15 protein-coding genes are annotated in these 18,387 nt (G+C 40.6%); 8 read left to right on the top strand and 7 right to left on the bottom strand.

Features of this window, described 5'->3' with window-relative positions:
• Positions 1 to 3 precede the first annotated feature (3 nt).
• From AK823_RS06540 to AK823_RS06530, 3 genes are all read left to right on the top strand, one after another.
• Positions 4 to 861 (top strand): ATP-binding cassette domain-containing protein, encoded by an 858-nt coding sequence (locus tag AK823_RS06540; RefSeq protein ID WP_068327489.1) that lies wholly within the window; start codon positions 4 to 6, stop codon positions 859 to 861.
• Positions 862 to 954: 93 nt separating this feature from the next.
• Complete coding sequence (gene fetB, locus AK823_RS06535; protein ID WP_068327486.1) at positions 955 to 1,749, top strand: iron export ABC transporter permease subunit FetB; 795 nt, start codon at positions 955 to 957, stop codon at positions 1,747 to 1,749.
• A gap of 445 nt (positions 1,750 to 2,194) precedes the next feature.
• Entirely contained in the window at positions 2,195 to 3,886 is a 1,692-nt protein-coding gene (locus AK823_RS06530; RefSeq protein ID WP_068327483.1) for an AMP-binding protein, read from the top strand.
• A 179-nt stretch (positions 3,887 to 4,065) separates the two neighbouring features.
• Here AK823_RS06530 and AK823_RS06525 read toward each other — a convergent pair whose 3' ends face one another.
• The 5 genes from AK823_RS06525 to sohB form a co-directional block, all read right to left on the bottom strand.
• A complete protein-coding gene (locus tag AK823_RS06525; protein ID WP_082785655.1) occupies positions 4,066 to 4,935 on the bottom strand; it encodes an SDR family oxidoreductase in 870 nt (289 codons plus the stop codon).
• Positions 4,936 to 5,154: 219 nt separating this feature from the next.
• Entirely contained in the window at positions 5,155 to 5,907 is a 753-nt protein-coding gene (locus AK823_RS06520) for a histidine phosphatase family protein (protein WP_068327480.1), read from the bottom strand.
• A 32-nt stretch (positions 5,908 to 5,939) separates the two neighbouring features.
• Complete coding sequence (locus AK823_RS06515) at positions 5,940 to 7,202, bottom strand: phosphotransferase family protein (RefSeq protein ID WP_068327477.1); 1,263 nt, start codon at positions 7,200 to 7,202, stop codon at positions 5,940 to 5,942.
• A 187-nt stretch (positions 7,203 to 7,389) separates the two neighbouring features.
• Positions 7,390 to 8,625, bottom strand: coding sequence for an acyl-CoA dehydrogenase family protein (locus AK823_RS06510; RefSeq protein WP_068039123.1), 1,236 nt, complete (start codon positions 8,623 to 8,625; stop codon positions 7,390 to 7,392).
• Between the two features lie 263 nt (positions 8,626 to 8,888).
• On the bottom strand, positions 8,889 to 9,857 hold the full coding sequence (gene sohB / locus AK823_RS06505) for a protease SohB (RefSeq protein ID WP_068327475.1): 969 nt from the start codon (positions 9,855 to 9,857) through the stop codon (positions 8,889 to 8,891).
• Between the two features lie 508 nt (positions 9,858 to 10,365).
• On the opposite strand from sohB, the gene aspS reads away from it, so the two are divergent.
• The 5 genes from aspS (at position 10,366) to AK823_RS06480 (ending at position 16,207) form a co-directional block, all read left to right on the top strand.
• Positions 10,366 to 12,225, top strand: coding sequence for an aspartate--tRNA ligase (gene aspS, locus AK823_RS06500; RefSeq protein WP_228138926.1), 1,860 nt, complete (start codon positions 10,366 to 10,368; stop codon positions 12,223 to 12,225).
• 67 nt (positions 12,226 to 12,292) lie between these two features.
• Positions 12,293 to 13,231, top strand: a complete 939-nt coding sequence (locus AK823_RS06495; protein WP_068327472.1) for a lysophospholipid acyltransferase family protein — start codon at positions 12,293 to 12,295, stop codon at positions 13,229 to 13,231.
• Positions 13,232 to 13,326: 95 nt separating this feature from the next.
• Complete coding sequence (locus AK823_RS06490; RefSeq protein WP_068327469.1) at positions 13,327 to 14,130, top strand: glycosyltransferase; 804 nt, start codon at positions 13,327 to 13,329, stop codon at positions 14,128 to 14,130.
• A 64-nt stretch (positions 14,131 to 14,194) separates the two neighbouring features.
• Positions 14,195 to 15,067: a hypothetical protein gene (locus AK823_RS06485; protein ID WP_228138925.1), complete on the top strand. Its 873-nt coding sequence runs from the start codon at positions 14,195 to 14,197 to the stop codon at positions 15,065 to 15,067.
• Between the two features lie 66 nt (positions 15,068 to 15,133).
• On the top strand, positions 15,134 to 16,207 hold the full coding sequence (locus AK823_RS06480; protein ID WP_068327467.1) for a glycosyltransferase: 1,074 nt from the start codon (positions 15,134 to 15,136) through the stop codon (positions 16,205 to 16,207).
• Between the two features lie 32 nt (positions 16,208 to 16,239).
• On the opposite strand, the gene AK823_RS06475 is transcribed toward AK823_RS06480, so the two are convergent.
• Together AK823_RS06475 and AK823_RS06470 are read right to left on the bottom strand one after the other, a co-directional pair.
• On the bottom strand, positions 16,240 to 17,049 hold the full coding sequence (locus AK823_RS06475) for a glycosyltransferase family 25 protein (RefSeq protein WP_068327465.1): 810 nt from the start codon (positions 17,047 to 17,049) through the stop codon (positions 16,240 to 16,242).
• A gap of 114 nt (positions 17,050 to 17,163) precedes the next feature.
• Positions 17,164 to 18,249 (bottom strand): glycosyltransferase, encoded by a 1,086-nt coding sequence (locus AK823_RS06470; RefSeq protein WP_068327462.1) that lies wholly within the window; start codon positions 18,247 to 18,249, stop codon positions 17,164 to 17,166.
• Positions 18,250 to 18,387: the final 138 nt, after the last annotated feature.

The raw sequence follows: 18,387 nt of genomic DNA, 5'->3' as shown, positions 1-18,387 counted from the left end.
CCTATGACTGTCAATAACAAGCCTTTGCTCACCTTTGAAAATATCTGGGTATATAGCAAACGTTCTACAATGGTAAGTCCGAGCGGTGAAGAAAGTGCTGCTGTAGCTAGTGAGCCTGCAACGCCTAAAAAATGGCTGACGGCGATAAAAAGCAAACTTAAATCAGGCTCGGACAACTCTCTATCTACTCATAAACGAGAGTTGATAACTGGCGTTAGTGGCACCTTACAAGAAGGACAAGTGACAGTATTAACCGGCCATTCTGGAAGTGGTAAATCTGTATTATTAAGAGCTCTAGCCGGACTATCACCCATCACCACAGGCGATGTTTGGTTATGCCAAAATGGTAGCAAACATAAAGGTGCTAGTAGGGATAATAGCAATGACTATCGTAGCATTCATGGTACCTCACCTACCCAGTGGCGCGCGCAAGTTGCTCTACTTGCTCAGCATCCACAGCTACTAGAAGGTAGCGTCCTTGAAAATCTGCAAATGCCTTACCGACTACAAGCGCATCAGCATAACCAATTTGATATCGACTGGCATATAGGGCAGCTTGCGTATCTAGAGCGTACAGCAGACTTTTTACAGCAGGAGGCCAGTCATTTATCAGGTGGTGAGCGACAATTGGTTAATACCCTGCGCTTATTACAGTTAAATCCACAAGTACTGCTATTAGATGAGCCTACGGCGGCTTTAGATGCTGATACGTCAGCGAAGCTTGTACATTTACTAATCAGCTGGTTACAATCAAAACCTCAACGCACTCTATTATGGATAACTCATGATACGCAAGATATTATGCCATTAGCAGATAAGCATTGGCATATGCAAGCAGGCGTGTTAACTGAGATATTTTAATAGCATAACTAACTTACTCTCTATAAGCCTGACTGCTCCAACCTTTATTCGCTCTCTCCTGTTCACCATTAATTGATTTTATGACGAGCACATATGATTCGTACAGATGATATCCAAATCTTACTGACTTACGGTGACATTGCACTTGCCAGCAGCTTGATTGTCATTGTGCTAATCGTGTCATGGCGACTACGCCTAAAACTGACTAAAACACTTTTAATCGCGGCTATTCGTACAGTAGTCCAGCTCAGCTTTATTGGACTGATACTCGCTTGGATTTTTGCGCGTGAACAATGGTATGAAGTATTATTAATTTTAACCATCATGACTCTCATCGCAGGAATAGCTGCTAAAAATAGAGTCAAACGCACTTATAAAGGTTTGTTTACTGACACTCTTATTGCAGTCGGCACATCAGCTGTACTGGTTACCATCATCGCCATTGGCCTTATTTTGAGGGTAGAGCCATGGTATACACCGCAATTTGTTATTCCAATATTGGGTCTGATACTAGGTAATTCTCTGACTGCTATCTCCTTGACCAGCAATCAACTTGTCGAATCGTTTCACGAGCAGCAGGGACGTATTGAGATGATGTTGAGCTTATCTGCCTATCCGTTTGAAGCTGTGCACGAGCAGATACGTGCTGCAATCGTCAATGGTATGACTCCCACTCTTAATTCTATGCTAGTCGTCGGTATCGTCAGTCTACCAGGTATGATGACTGGTCAGATACTCGCTGGCGCAGATCCTACCCAGGCCGTACGCTATCAGATAGTGACCATGTTTTTAATCTGTGTAAGCAGTACACTTGGCTGTACGATAAGCGCACTTCTCATTTATAGACGTTTCTTTAACCGCAGAAAGCAATTCATCCTACCCCAGTGACCATTGGTCTTCTTTATCTTGCACCATATATAAATATAATTGTCTACTTTTTTTATATACTGTTTAGTATTCCTACCGCAATATAAACATCAATTACAGCTATGTTAGTCTAATGTTAAATTATACAACTACATTATTTCAATACTAATTTTAGTAATGATAATAAAACTCGATTGTATTTTTCCTCAGAGACCAAGTTTACTTAATAGTCGAATCTACTTAATGAATTTTTATATGACAGTTTTTATATAATAAATTTTAGAAAACTAAGCTCAGGTTATATAACGACTAAAGTATCTTAGCAGCCCGTCAAAAAATAAGGATATTATCGCAATCAGCGCCATATTGGTCGCATCAGCGCTAATTTGTATTATTGACAGGGATAGAACTGCTCTCTTCTAAGCCTTCTCCCTATAGCAATCGATACATTTTAAGGACGCTCAAAATGACAGAGAATAAACCTTGGCTGGATCATTACCCTAGTACTGTACCCAAAACGATTGACCCTGATAAATATGGCAACTTAATAGAGCTATATGAGGAGTGTTTTAATCGCTATCGTATGCATCCTATGAGTATTTGCATGGGCGTTACTCATACTTATGACGATATCGATAAAGCATCATTGGCAGTCGCTGCATGGTTGCAAGCGCAAGGTCTACCTAAAGGCAGTCTTGTGGCGCTAATGATGCCAAACGTACCGCAGTATTTGCCAATTATGATTGGTATTTTGCGCGCAGGCTATGTTTGTACCCCTATCAACCCCTTATATACTGGACGTGAATTACGCCATCAATTAAATGATTCAGGCGCTAAAGTCATATTTATCGTTGATAATTTTGCTCAAGCTCTTGAACAAGTGGTGGATGAGACCGCTATCAATCGTATTGTCCTATCAAAAATGGGCGACATGATGGGTCTAAAAGGCATGTTGGTCAATACTGTTATTCGTCAGGTTAAACGCTTAGTCCCTAAATATAAGCTTAACGATCCTAAGCATGAAGTAACCAAGTTCCCTGATGTCCTTAAAAAAGGTAAAGCGTTACCATTTCAAGCACCAACAATGGCATCAGAACAAAAAGCCATTTTACAATATACCGGTGGCACCACGGGATTATCAAAAGGAGCAGTATTGACCCAGCGCAATATCATAGCAGCTGCCCTACAATCAGAAGCGTGGTACCGCCCTGTCACCTCAAATATGAACGAGGTGTATATCAATATGGTTATGGCTCTACCGCTTTATCATATTTTTGCCTTTATGCTCAGCCTATTAGGTATGCGTTCGGGCTATACCTTTATATTGATACCTAACCCGCGCGATATGCCAGGGTTTATCAAAACCTTATCAAAGCAGCCCTTCCATATCTTCCCTGCGGTCAATACTTTATTTAAAGGACTGCTCGATCAGTCGAACTTTAAACAGCTAGATTTTAGCTCACTACGTATCACGCAGGCAGGTGGTATGGCAGCGACTGAGCAAACAGCAGCGCGCTGGTTAGAAACCACAGGTTGCGCAATGATTGAAGGTTGGGGCATGACGGAAGGCGTTGCTGTAGGTACAGCTAACGTAGTGACAGATCGTAAATTTAATGGAACAATTGGCGTTCCAGGTCCTGGCGTTGATATTATTATAGTCGATGATGAAAATAAACGCGTTGGTGTGCATCAGGCAGGCGAGATGTGTATCAAAGGTCCTAATGTGACCTCTGGTTATTTCAATCATGATAATAGTGAGAGCTTTACCAAAGATGGCTATTTTCGTACTGGTGATATCGTCAGTATGGACGAAAAAGGCTACTTTACTTTGCTTGATCGCAAAAAAGATATGATTTTGGTCTCAGGCTTCAATGTTTTCCCTAATGAGATTGAGTCGGTCATGCTTGATTGTGATGGTATTGTCGATTGTGCCGTGATTGGCATTCCTGATGAGCAGCAAGGTGAGGCCGTCAAGATCTATATCGTACCAGCAGACAATAATGTCACTGCAGATGTGATTAAAGATTTTGCGCTAGATAATTTAACGGGTTATAAATGTCCGCGCCATATCGAATTCGTTAGTGAACTACCAAAAAGTAACGTTGGTAAAGTATTACGTCAGAAATTACGTGAAAAGCATGTATCAGACAATGCCTAAGCCAATCTAAGCTATGCGTACAATGCAATGCATTGCTGCATATTTTTAAAACTCAGGCTAAAAATTACAAAGCTTGATGAAGATCAAATTTTATAAAAAATTGCTATAAAAAAACCCTCTACACGATAATGCAGAGGGTTTTTTACTGTCTAAATAAGTGTTATTTAACAGTTAACCGACTAGCTTATTTTATTGACTACATTAAGTGGCAAATGCTTCATCGCCTGCCCTACGATTGACCATGGTAGGCTTGGTACACATGCTTGTGCAACACCAGATTCAATGGCAGCCACGATAGCTTTAGTACCAGTATCTGCATCGACTTCAAAAGGTAGCGGTTTGGCATTGGTATTAATCTCAGTACGAATATAGCCTGGATAAATAGTAGAGACTTTAATAGGCAATTTAGTCAGTAGCATATCAGCACGAATACCTTCAGCTAAATATGCCAAACCTGCTTTACTCGCCCCATAAGTAGTCATATGCTTAGGTAAACCGCGCATCGCCGACATACTAGATATCACTACTAAGTGACCATTATTCTGCGCGCGAAAGATTTTCATCGCAGCTTCACACTGTGCCAATGCAGAGACAAAGTTGATCTCAGCGGTACGGCGATTGGTCTCAAAACGACCTTTACCAATACGGCGACTCTCACCTACTCCAGCATTGACCACTACCCGATCTATGTGACCAAAATCTTCAGCGAAAGCATCAAACACTTTAAATATTGCGTCATAGTCAGTGACGTCTAGGACACGATAAGCCACTCTTATCTCAGGATACAGCTCTGTCAACTCAGCTCTAAGTTGATCCAAACGATCGGTACGACGAGCACAAATAGCTAAATTGTAGCCCAGCTTTGCAAATAACCGTGCCATCCCTTCGCCAAGACCTGAACTGGCACCTGTAATCAAAACAGTTTTACCTTTTCCAACTTGAGATGTGGTCAAACTTTTTAAATAGCGTGCCGGTTGAATGGCACTTAATGCCTGATCCTTGCCTTGCTTAGCCGTCTGCGTTACTAGGCTTATTAATTTATTTTGCATAAGCAGTCCCTTATCTATCAGTGCATTAATATAAATATAAAAGAGTGTTTCTAAAAAATACCTATTATAGTAGATATGTTTGAGCAGATGGGTGCCGGTTGTGTATCAAAACAAGTAATAACGCGTTTATAGCTCAACTGGCTAAACTATTCAGTTATTTATATCTTTATTATACTTACCGTAGTAACTAGAGTCCTCAAAACCAATTATAAAACGCGATTAGCGCCAAGTAACATAGCGCTTACCATCAGCAAATAAATGACTATATTCATTTAAAGATAGTAAACGCGGGGCTTGCTCTTTTAAGGTAATAGAGGTAACGCCTGTATTGACAAGACTTCTATTCAATTGATAGGCCGTCTGACTGCCTTGCTGCAATAAATGAGCAGTAATAGCAGCGATTACTCCACCTGAAGTAAAGACTAGTATAGTGCTATCACGCTCTAAATGGCTCAGTTGCGTAGCTTGCGTGCGTACATGCTCAAGTGCTTGTTGTGCACGTACGTTAAACTGCGGCCAACTTTCCAGATAGTCTGAATCATTATCGCCAGCATGCCAGCGCTGCATTGCAAGATTAAACAATTCAGCTAAACGAGCCTTTGGTGTATCAGACTTAGCAAGCTCTTGGGCAACAGCTTCTTGAGTAGTAAAAGCCGGGTCAGACTTGATAAAGACATCTTTATGGTTAAACTCATTGAATGCATCGATGACATAGCTATCAGGAGCCGACAGATCCAATGCAGGTTTAGCATCGCTAGCAGCTACAGAAAGATGATAGGTCTCCCAAAAGTAGCGTGCAGAATCCTGTTGCCGTGATAGGCTGCCTGTAAATATCGCATCGATACGGCGCTGTGTGGTCGCATAATGCTGACCAAGCAAGCGCGCCTGCGTACTACCCAACTCTGAGAGCTGATCGTAGTTTTCTTGTCCGAACGATGCTTGACCATGGCGTGCCAACAGGATAGTTGTCATAACACTATTACCTTTTATTATATTCTAAAGTTTTATTTTTCAGATGAATTAGCTTTTTGATCAAAATAGCCTTTTGGCAATATACCTTTAATAACGTTTCGTACAGGGCTTGGTAACTGCTCGATGGTAGCAGCATCCATGCCCATATCTTGCAAATGTGGCTGTACATGAGTCATAAATAGCGCATCGCCTTCATGCTTTGCAATCAGCTTCAGACACTTAGCATGCAGGACATGGACGATAATCCAGAAGTTTTTAAAAGCAGGATTTTGCGTCTGCTTATGATAATAGCGATAATAGATTTGCTGCACGATACCCGCTAAGCGAAATAACCCAAATACCTCATAAAACGTCCAGTTTTCTATCTGTAGACCAGTACGCTCAAGATAATATTTAACCACTTCATCACGTGTCATCATGCCTTCTAAATGCGTCGGCTGACGGCGTGACTGTTGCATAATGATATTATCATCTTCTTCAATCCAATAAGCCAATGCGCTACCCAAGTCCATCAATGGATCGCCTAAAGTAGCCATCTCCCAATCTAACACGCCAATAACTTTGGTAGGATCAGCGGCATCTAAGATAACATTGTCAAAACGCCAATCATTATGAATAACACAAGTAGTGCTGTCGGCAGGCGTATGTTTTCCAAGCCATTGTCGCACTAGCGCAAAACTTGGCACGTTAAGAGTTTTGGCTTTCACATAACGCTTATCCCAGCCACTGACTTGCCGCTCGCAGTAGCCGACACCGCGACCCAGCGCTACTAAGTCAGGATGTTGTTGATAATCAACTTGATGCAACTCAATCAAGGCATCAATCACATTGGTACATAGCTCACGCGTCTGCGTAGGATTAAGTTCAATCTTTTTTGGTAAATTGGCACGCGGAATAATACCTTCCATACGTTCCATGACGTAGAAATCTGCTCCGATTACATCTTCATCCGTGCACAAAGCTACCATCTTTGGTACATAAGGATAAGCATCCATCAGCGCATTCTGTACGGTATATTCACGTACCATATCATGGGCAGACTTGGCTTTGGTACCTTTTGGCGGACGGCGTAAGATGAGATCTTGGCCTTTATCACCGCCATATTGTAGACGATATGTCCAATTTGAAGCACCGCCTGAGAACTGCGTAACGGTAGGCTCGCCTGTGATATCCACACCCTGAGCACGCAACCAGTCACTAACTGCTTGTGCATCAAGCGCCTCACCTTCTCGTACTGGTCCGCCTTTATCTAACACCTTATTATTGGTCGTCATATTATTGTTATCTGTTGCCATGTGATATTCCTTATCATGTGGTCGCTTAGTAGCCACTTATTAATAATAATATTTTTAAGAAAGACCGACCTTGAAAATTATTTTAAACTTAAATGGTTTCAAGAAACTATTTCAAAGTCGGTCATCTATTGTTCTTAAATTAAACTTATTCCTGCTTAGGCTATTTTAATTACTCGCGAATTATTATTTAGCGTTTAAGGCGAAACCCTTGACGCTTTAGTTCTAATTTGGCAATCATAGTTTTGTGCACTTCGTCAGGACCATCGGCTAAGCGCAGCGCGCGCGCTTGTGCAAAAAAGCTTGGCAACAGCGTATCTTGGCACACGCCCATACCGCCATGAATTTGAATCGCCATATCGACAACTTCTTGTAATACCGTTGGCGCTACAACTTTAATGGCTGATATCTCAGTCAATGCGGCTTTAGTGCCTTGTGCATCCATTTTTTGCGCGGCATATAATGTAAGCAGACGTGCTTGATCGATTTTGATACGTGCCTCAGCGATACGCTCGAGGTTACCACCTAGTTGTAATAGCGGCTGGCCAAATGCGGTACGTTCCATGCCGCGTTTCACTGCCAATTCTAACGACTTCTCCGCTGCACCAATACAACGCATGCAGTGATGAATGCGACCTGGCCCTAGTCGACCTTGAGCAATCTCAAAGCCCATACCCGGTCCGCCGATAAAGCTATCGACAGGTACGCGAACATTGTCAAAGCTAACTTCGCCATGACCATGCGGTGCATCATAATCACCGAATACTTTTAGCATGCGCTCGATATTGACCCCTGCATTTTTCGCTGGTACCAATACCATAGAATGCTGATGGTGACGATCTTTACTCTCGTCAGGGGTATAAGCCATAACAATCAATACATCAACGGCAGGGTCACCAAGGCCAGATGACCACCATTTGCTACCATTAATGACTATTTCATCACCTTCAACCACAGCAGTTGCCTGCATATTGGTCGCATCACTTGACGCTACTTCAGGCTCAGTCATACAAAATACCGAGCGGGTTTTACCTTCTAATAATGGCGTCAACCATCTGTCCTGCTGCTCCTCAGAACCATAACGCCATAGCAGCTCCATATTGCCGCTATCAGGAGCGTTGCAGTTAAAGACATAAGGCGCTAATAAGCTACGTCCTGTCAACTCCGCAATCGGTGCATAATCAGTAACTGATAACCCAGCACCTAACGTGTCATCAGGTAGAAACAGATTCCATAGACCAGCTTCACGAGCTTGTTTACGTAAGCTTTCGTATTTTTCAGGCCATTGCCAGTTTTTCCAATTGCCATCAGGATTTTGCTCGTGACAATCTTGCCAAAACTGCGCTTCTATCGGCTCAATTTGAGTAGCGATAAAGTCTTTGACTTGCTCATACATAGCTTGGCCATGTGGCGTTGCGGTAAACATAGCAGTAGATGTATTGGTAGACATTATTATATTCCTCTTCCTTGTTATATATTTTATATAAAGATCTAGTTTAGCTTTTACGGTGTACGTACGTTTACTCTTTCCCATCTGCTACATTTATAACATAGCCATTATGAATAAACAGCAAAAAAGGCGCGACCGACTAGGCCACACCTTTATATTTACTAAACAAATTTGTTAAATCAATACACAATTTTCAGCAATAATTTCGTGTCTTATGATTGCATCTAATCGCTAATATTCTATTTTAAAATATTTAAACGACTGTTAAAATCAAAGCGCATCAAAGCATCAGGTAGCTTATCAGCAGCCATACTCAAAGTTGCTTCTGCCGCTTGCGACAGCCCTAATTTTTCTGCCAAGGTTGGCTTTTGGCGTGAATGCAGTGCATAGACTTCATTATTATCCATCAGCTCTAAAAGGTAGCTATCCGAGGTTTGGAGTTTATCAACCAAATTGAGATGCAAAGCATCTTCACCATACCAATGCTCGCCGGTAGCCACTTTATCTAAATCTAGCATTGAGCGATAGCGATTGACAAAATGTTTAAATAGCACATGCGTTTGCTCAAGCTCTTCTTGATATTTGGCTCGATCTTCAGCATCATTTTCACCAAACACGGTCACGGTACGCTTGTAGTTACCTGCTGTGAACATCTCGTAATCAACATCGTGGTTTTTGAGCCATTTATGGAAGTTCGGTAGCTGCGAGACTACGCCAATCGAACCGATAACAGCGAATGGTGCTGCGATAATCTTATCAGCAACACAGGCCATCATGTAACCGCCGCTCGCAGCTACTTTATCCACACAGACGGTCAACTTAAGCTCCGCATCTTTTAGACGAGCTAACTGCGCTGCTGCAAGCCCATATCCATGCACTAAGCCACCACCTGATTCGAGACGCACAACGACCTCATCACCTTCATTAGCCGTACTTATTAGCGTACTAATCTCTTCACGTAAATGCTTAACAGCAGTCGCTTTAAGATCACCATCGAAGTCGAGTACGAATACTTGCTGGCCTTTATTTTTACCTTTGGCTTTATCTTTTAGAGCTTGCTTGGCTTTTTTGGCCATGCGCTTTTTTAACTGTTTTAATGCAGCTTTGCCTTGCGTCGCTTCCATTAAATCTTGGCGACGTTGTTCTTGGCTTTTATTTAGATGAATAATTCTTAACTCAACAGGGTTTTTAGAAGGATGAAATAGCATGAAGCGGTTTCCTTAAATAAGATGCTAGCTTGTTTACATTATAGGGTTAGCGTTAGCTTGATATGTGCACGTTATAGATAGTTTTCAAGCAAGGTGGCAATATTTAATCACTTTATGAGCTAACGGTATAAGAGTACTGTAATAATCTTATGTCACCTCATCAGTAATGGTTGATTGTACTAGGATTGCGCGAGGAGAGTTGTATAACAAAAGCACTTTAGGCATAATATGCGCTTACATCTATTTTTATGCAGCCAACGCGACGAGGATTTGTCTTGATCGCGTTTTATTTGCTATTTTTTAATGACATGAATACAACATGCATTAAGATAGCGGCGCCATTTGAACCAATAATTTCAATCGACAAACTACGCCAAGCTTACTAAATGGCTATAGTTGCCATAATAGTTTGTACTGGGTTAATCAAAAAATAGCGATGGTTGAAATCACATAGCGATGGCTGCATTATTGTACTTTGAACTGGGCTGACAACTGGATAACTAATATTATGACGCAGAGTATTACAACGGATAGCGAAATGGCGATGCACAGCGAATACCGAGACGAATATTGTGGTGCTGTCACTGAAAGCTTGCTGGAACAAACTATTAGTATCGTAGGCTGGGTACATCGTCGTCGCGATCATGGTGGGGTGATCTTCTTAGACATGCGTGACCGTGCAGGCCTTCTGCAGGTAGTGGTCGATCCCGATACCCCAGAAGCATTTGCCACTGCTGATGCGGTACGCCCTGAATATGTACTTAAAATCACTGGCCGCGTTCGTCGTCGTTATGAAGGTACTGAAAACGCTAATATGACCAGCGGTCAAATTGAGCTATTGGGCAAAGAGATTGAAGTATTAGCCAAATCTGAAACCCCGCCTTTTCCTTTGAATGATGAAAATACAACGGTTTCAGAAGATTTGCGTTTAAAGTATCGCTATCTTGATATGCGTCGTCCGCAAATGCAAGAGCGTATGGTGTTCCGCGCCAAAGCCACTTCAGCAATTCGTCGTTATTTAGACGATCATGGCTTTTTGGATGTTGAAACCCCTATTTTGACTCGTGCTACGCCTGAAGGTGCTCGTGACTATCTTGTACCTTCACGTACGCGCCCAGGTAACTTCTTTGCCTTACCGCAATCACCGCAGTTGTTCAAGCAGTTATTAATGGTGTCAGGATTTGATCGCTATTATCAAATCGCTAAGTGTTTCCGTGATGAAGATTTACGTGCTGACCGTCAGCCTGAATTTACCCAAGTCGATATTGAGACTTCTTTCTTAAATGAAGAAGAAATCATGAATATCAACGAAGGTCTTATCAAGCATCTATTTAAAACTATGATGGATGTTGAATTTGAGCAATTCCCACGTATGACTTATGCTGAAGCAATGCGTGACTATGCGTCAGACAAGCCTGACTTACGTATTCCATTAAAATTGGTCGACGTTGCAGACTTGATGAAAGACGTTGAATTTAAAGTATTTTCCGGTCCTGCTAACGATCCTAAAGGTCGCGTTGCTGCCCTACGCATCCCTGGTGGCGCCTCATTAAGTCGTAAGCAGATTGAAGCCTATACCAAGTTTGTTGGTATCTATGGTGCGCGCGGTTTGGCGTACATTAAAGTCAATGACGCCAGCAACATCAACAACGGCGTGGAGCAAGAATCTGGCCTACAGTCTCCTATCATCAAAAACATGACTGATGATGTATTGGTCAGCTTGATTGAGCGTACTGGTGCTGAAAGCAACGATATTATCTTCTTCGGTGCGGATAAAGCCAGTATCGTCAATGATGCAATCGGTGCACTACGTCAGAAAATTGGTCTAGATTTAGAAATGACGACGTGTAAGTGGGCACCACTTTGGGTGACTGACTTCCCAATGTTTGAGCAAACTGATGATGGTCGCTGGACATCAATGCACCATCCGTTTACTAAGCCTAAAGGATCAGTGCAGGAGCTAAAAGATAGTCCAGAAAACGCTCTATCTATTGCTTATGATATGGTACTGAATGGTACAGAAGTTGGCGGTGGTAGCTTACGTATTAATACCTTTGATATGCAGCAAGCCGTACTTGATGCTTTAGGTATCGGCGAGCAAGAGGCTGAAGACAAGTTTGGTTTCTTGCTTGACGCATTAAAATTCGGTGCGCCTCCGCATGGTGGTTTGGCCTTTGGTTTAGATCGCTTAATTATGCTCATGGTCGGTGCGGACTCTATTCGTGATGTCATTGCCTTCCCAAAAACCAAAACTGCTGAGTGCCCATTGACCCAAGCACCTGCTGAAGTCGATAGCAAGCAGCTACGTGATCTTGGTATTCGTGTGCGCGAAAAAGCGCAAGCCGACACCAACAAACCTTCTCAATAGATGGTTTGATAATGAACGGTTATTCATTCAATGTCTTATTATGTGATTCATCACTATGTGAATGTTTATGAATCCGTATCATATTTTCAAGTACGTGCCACTGTCTGTATTACAGATGCTGGCACGTTTTGTGGCTTTGATTATAATGTGGCTACCAAATTCGAGTTTGGTGCGCACTATCAAAATCAATATGAGGCTTATCGCCCCTAAACTATCTGAATCTCAGAAACAAACTTTAGTTAAAGATATTGTTCGTCATCAGTGCTTAAGTAGCGTCGAATCTATCAAAAGCTGGGCAATGTTGCCCGAATGGAGCATTGCTCAAATTTGTGATGTCCATAATATAGATATTTTATTAGAAGGACTTGCCAACCCTAATGGCATGCTCGCTATCGTACCGCATCTCGGTACATGGGAGATGATGAACGCTTGGCTTAATCAATTTGGCGCGCCGACTATCATGTACAAGCCTGTCAAGGGTAATATCACAAATAACTTTGTCCTCCAAGGCCGTGCACGTCTTAATGCAACGCTAGTACCTACCGATGGTAGTGGTGTCAAAGCAGTATTTAAAACCCTCAAACAAGGTGGTTTTAGTATTGTACTGCCCGATCACGTTCCTGATCCTTCAGGTGGTGTCGTTGTACCCTTCTTTGGTGTTAAGACTTTGACCAGCACGCTTGCCTCAAAACTTGCCAGCAAAACCAAATGTGCATTGGTCGGAATATCTTGTATCCGCCGCGATGATGGGCGCGGTTTTGATATTTATTGTTATAAGCTAGATGACCCAACACTATACGATCGTGATGCCTCTATTGCTGCAGATGCACTAAATCAGGCTATGGAAAATATGATTACCGATAACTTTAACCATTATATGTGGGGTTATCGACGTTTCAAAAACTTACCTGTCTTGGGCAACCCTTATCGCGCTAGTGAGACTGCTTTAGCTGATTTTATTCGTGTCAATCAGGCTGAGCATCGTAACGATAGTGTAGATACCTAGTACGTACGCTTAAGCTTGCTAACGTACAGATAATCACATCTATGCTAAGATTAGCAGCATTCTCAATCCTTCCTTGATATCCATACGAGTCTATTATGGCAACTGACACAACTGAATCCTTATCTACCGTTCAAGTTCATACCAGCGATAGTAAGACTGAACAGCGTTATATCATCTGTATGAAATGGGGTAACAAGTATGGTCCTGAATACGTCAACCGCTTGTACAATATGGTCAGTAGGCATCTGACTTTAGACTTTCAAATGGTTTGCCTAACTGATGATAGTAGCGGTATTGATCCTGCAGTAAAATGCTATCCTATCCCTGAACTTAATCTACCATCTGGGCTACCTGAGCGCGGCTGGAAAAAGCTCACTACTTTTAAGCCTGAATTATATGGTCTAAAAGGTATCGCGCTATTTTTAGATATTGATATCGTTATCGTTGACAATATTGATAGCTTCTTCACTTATAAAGCCGAACATGATGATAGTGTCGTGATTATCCGTGACTGGAAAAAGCCATGGCGCATGGTAGGTAATAGCTCAGTGTATCGATTTAAAATCGGTCAAAACACTTACACCAACTTACTAAATAATTTTGAGCAGAATTTTGCTAAAATCAGCTCGGAAGTACGCCATGAACAGGCTTATCTATCTAACTATTTACGTGAACATCATCATTTAGAATACTGGGATAAGGAATGGTGCGTCAGCTTTAAATATCAATGCATTGCGCCCATTCCTTTTAATTTTATGCGAGCACCAAAACTTCCTGACGGTGCAAAAATCGTTATCTTCCACGGGGAGATTAATCCACCAGATGCGATAGCTGGAGGCGGTGGTAAATGGTATCGCCATGTGAAGCCAAGTCCTTGGCTAAAAAAGTATTGGCTGTAACCAAGTATCTAATTACAAGCACTAGGCGCTGGCTAATTCCCAACCCCATACAGGAAGTATTATATTGGATGATAATATAAAAAAAGCCTTGAACCTCCCCAACACCATAGATCTAAGTGTTGATGAAAAAACTATTGTCATCAAAACTTTTAACGCAAATGAGGCTAATCAAAACTTAAATAAACAAGTGGTAAATATTTTTGCATCTGGTCCTTCTATTGCAGATTTAGTTTTCCATGAGTCATTAATTTCTGAACCAAGTATATTCGTCAATGGTAGCTTGAGCTTAACTAGAGAGCATTCTTTTTCTAATATTGTAGGTTATGTAATCAGTGATGCTAGATTCATTAAAAATAACCCTGAGGTTTTGAGTCAATATTACAAAGGACAACCTTTATACGCTACCGTCGCTGTTTATGATGCAATCAGAGCCAGTTTACCTAATTTAATCTCTCAGTATCACGAAAACATGAGGGTAATATTTCCTGCTGACAGACCGCTAAGTGATAAAACTAATACGCGCTGGCTAACTTCCTTACCTATCATTAAAAAAATCATGAGTAAAAAGATAGAGCTTAGTAAATTTGCTAATCATTCTAGCTTTGTTATCGACTCTTCTCACGAGCCAGAGGCTATTGGAGTATCATTAGATGTCACTGATGGTTTTATTGAAGCAGGAACGGTTGCTTATATCGCAGCTCAATTAGCATTTTCACGGCAAGCTGGGGCTATCCATTTGTATGGTATTGATCTATTAAACAGTAATAAACCACGTTTTTATGAAGATAATAGCAATAATGCTCCATCTAAACTCGATAAAGCAGTCGCTGATCGCATTGTGCCCTCTTTTAATTTAATGGGTAAAGTTTATAACAAACTGGGTGTCCCCTTAATCAACCATTCTTCAGTATCTAAAAAGCTATTTAATTTTGATTAAGTATATTGTATGCACTACTTAAGAATGACTCTGACTATTATTCATATTTAATTATAGACAAAAATTATGACAATACCTGCCAATCTAAATAAGAATCCAAAGACTATTATTTTAGCCATACCTTCTCTAAGTATTGGAGGTGCCGAGCAATTTGTAATTACTTTAGCCAAAGCTTTGAAAAAAGCACAACATAACGTACATATTTTACTACTACGAGAAGAAGTTGCATTACCTGTTCCTAGCGATATACCTATACATATCTTTCCATATGATAATTATCGCAAGATACCAAGATTCATGCGAAAGAAAATCATAGCAAGAGCAATGGATGCGTTTGTTATAAAGAATATAGGCGCTCCAGACTTATTGCTGTCTAACTTGAAATCTATCGATCAGTTTTTGGCATACAGTCAGTTAGACAACGTCTATCTAGTGGTTCACAATACGTTGTCTAAGCTTCACAGTATGTCACCCAGATCGTTGAAGCAATTGAAAGATATCTACTTATCAAAGCCATGCATAGGTGTAAGCGAAGGTGTAACCGCAGACTTACCTACTCTGTTAGAGCAAACTATTAATATAACGACCATTTATGATCCTGTTGATGTACAAAAGGCTGATGATCTATCAGCGCTATTTACACCTACGTATCAAGACTACTTAATAAACGTCAGTACTTTTAAAATGGCAAAAAGACATGACGTATTAATCGAAGCTTATGCAAAAAGCAACTTAGACGTTGATTTAGTATTAGTCGGTGATGGAGTAGAACGTCCAGCATGTGAAGCGCTGACTAGACAACTGGGTGTCGCTGATCGTGTTCATTTTATAGGATTGACTTCCAACCCCTATCCTTACATTAAAAATGCTACTGCGATGGTGATATCGTCAGACTATGAAGGCTTGAATATTGCCATGCTTGAAGCCATTTCTTTAGGAACTCCGGTCATTAGTACTGCTTGTCCATCAGGTCCTCCTGAAGTATTACCTTCCAAAAACTTGGTCCCTGTAGGTTATACTGAGGCTTTAGCACAAAAAATGATAGAGGTTATAGGTAGGCCTGAAATTTTTGCAGTGGCTTTAGATGAGAAGTTTTATCCTGATTATGCTGCTGCCAGATACTTAGAGCTTATTGACTGAGATAACCCTATTTGCAAGCTAATGCATCAGCACTACTCTTTATATTCTATTTCTTGCCTTTTATAGCCGTTAATAGTCAATAGTAATGAGCGTGATAGATTAGCTAAATTCATCTGTGTCCATAGTCTAGTTAACTCTCTATTAATTTTTTGCTGTGCAGAGAGTTTGATTTTGACAACGGGTCGTGACTGCCTTTCTTCTTCAAGACAGCTTCCAAAGCGCGTAGATTGTTCATTATATATTTTATCTTGAATACATAATGCTGGGGATACTTGATATACATTGCTTGTTTTCTGCTCAATCAGTCTATCGAACATTATATGATCAACAGGTCTATCCACTCCTAGCTCTCGTGTCATTTTAACTAGCTTTTGAGCACCTTTTTGGCTAACAATGTATCCCGCCATACCCATATGACTGCTTTTCATCCGACATAACTTATGATCTGATGTTAAGTTAGTACCTTTATTAACCAATACTCTTCCATGCATAGTTTCAAGTTTAATCACATCGAAATCACTTGGTAGCCATTCCGAACTGTTTAATAGATCTTTAGCTTCTTTTGAAAAATAAACGTCATCCTCAAACACCATCAAGTATGGCATTTCATTTTCTATGACTTGCTCCCACAAACAATAGTGACTTAAATAACAAGCAACTTCTCCTTTCGATATTCTTTCTGAAGTAACAGCAAGACCATACTTCTGCAGGGTATTTTCAACTTGAGCTTTATTGATAGCATCAAAATAGCTAAAATCAATACTATGCTCATTGAACAAGTCATCAATATGTTTACGGCGTTCATGTTCATTAATAAGGCTAACTACAACTGCTTTTTTCATCCTAAGTTTTCTCTTTTTTTGCTGGTACTATCAGTAAATTTATTTATATTTTCATCAAGATAATATTACGATCTGTTGAAAATGAGCCAAGGTATACCATTAAGAAATATGCTATTAATTAGAAACTTCTTTCAAAAACGCAAGGTATTGCTTAGCGATTTCCTTAGGGAGAAGTGACTCATCAAAAGTTGCGTAAAATTGGTTTGAATTTTTCATAGCTTGGCTTAATTTATCAGCAATAGCATCAATATCATCTACTGGCATAAGGTTTTGTTCAGGGAGCATCTCTTTAGGGCCAGACTGACAGTCCGTACTTATAATTGGTGTTCCTAGTGCTAGTGCTTCTGCAAGAACCATCGGAAACCCTTCTCTATTAGAAGTCATTACTTCAAATTGGGCATGTTTGACGTAAGGATATGAGTTTTTATGGAAGCCTAAAAGTTTTACTTTATCTGTTAAGTCAAGATCAGTAATCAACTGCTCTATATCACTTTTGAGCTTACCCTGCCCTAGAAGTAACAATGGTAAGGATTGGTCGGTTTTAGCATAAGCCTTCAATAAAATATCATGGCGTTTAGCCTCTTTAAAACTACCAACATGGATAATATAATTTTGATATTCAGGAACAAATGCTTTGGCTAATTCTTGAATACCATCTCTATCGATAGGGTTGTTGATAGTCTTTATAGGCGTGATGTCACCAAGATGATGAATAAAGTCATCTCTGACTCCATCACTAACGCATACGCATGGATGTTGAGAGTAGATGTCTTTCAGTTTAGATTTAAGCTTATCAATGTCATTTACTTGGCTAAATTTATAATATAACGACAATGTACTATGAATTACATAAGCTACGTTTGATAGCTGACTATAGCGAAAAATATTATCTGGGCGTTCTAGGTTCGATAGTACAATATCAGGTTGGCCAATTTTATTTAAAATATAGTTATCAACAGCACGCGCAAAAATCTTGTGACGTCGCGCTACTCCTGGAATCAACTTATAAGGCTTAAACCTGAGTAAGTGATAGTTTAAGTTCGAGTTTAGATCATACTCTACAAGCGGCTTAAACCTCAAAACATGTACATCATAGCCTAAATCATAAAAGCCTTGCCCTAGTGTGAGTACAGAACGCTCTGCACCACCGCCTTGTAGGCAGTTAATAACAAGTACCGCTATTTTGGTACGTTTATTCATAAATAATGACCTATTCGTAAAGTGGTATCTACTTTATCAATGATCAAGGAGTAACCTTAATTTCACATTTCTAATGTATCACTAATAAGTATACGCAAGCATTTGCAAAGTGCTATAAAGTCTTAATTAGAGATTTCT

The sequence above is a fragment of the Psychrobacter sp. P2G3 genome (assembly GCF_001593285.1).
In the GTDB taxonomy this organism is placed as follows: domain Bacteria; phylum Pseudomonadota; class Gammaproteobacteria; order Pseudomonadales; family Moraxellaceae; genus Psychrobacter.
Note: the sequence above shows the minus strand (reverse complement) of the source record. Positions and strands in the feature narration are given on the sequence as shown.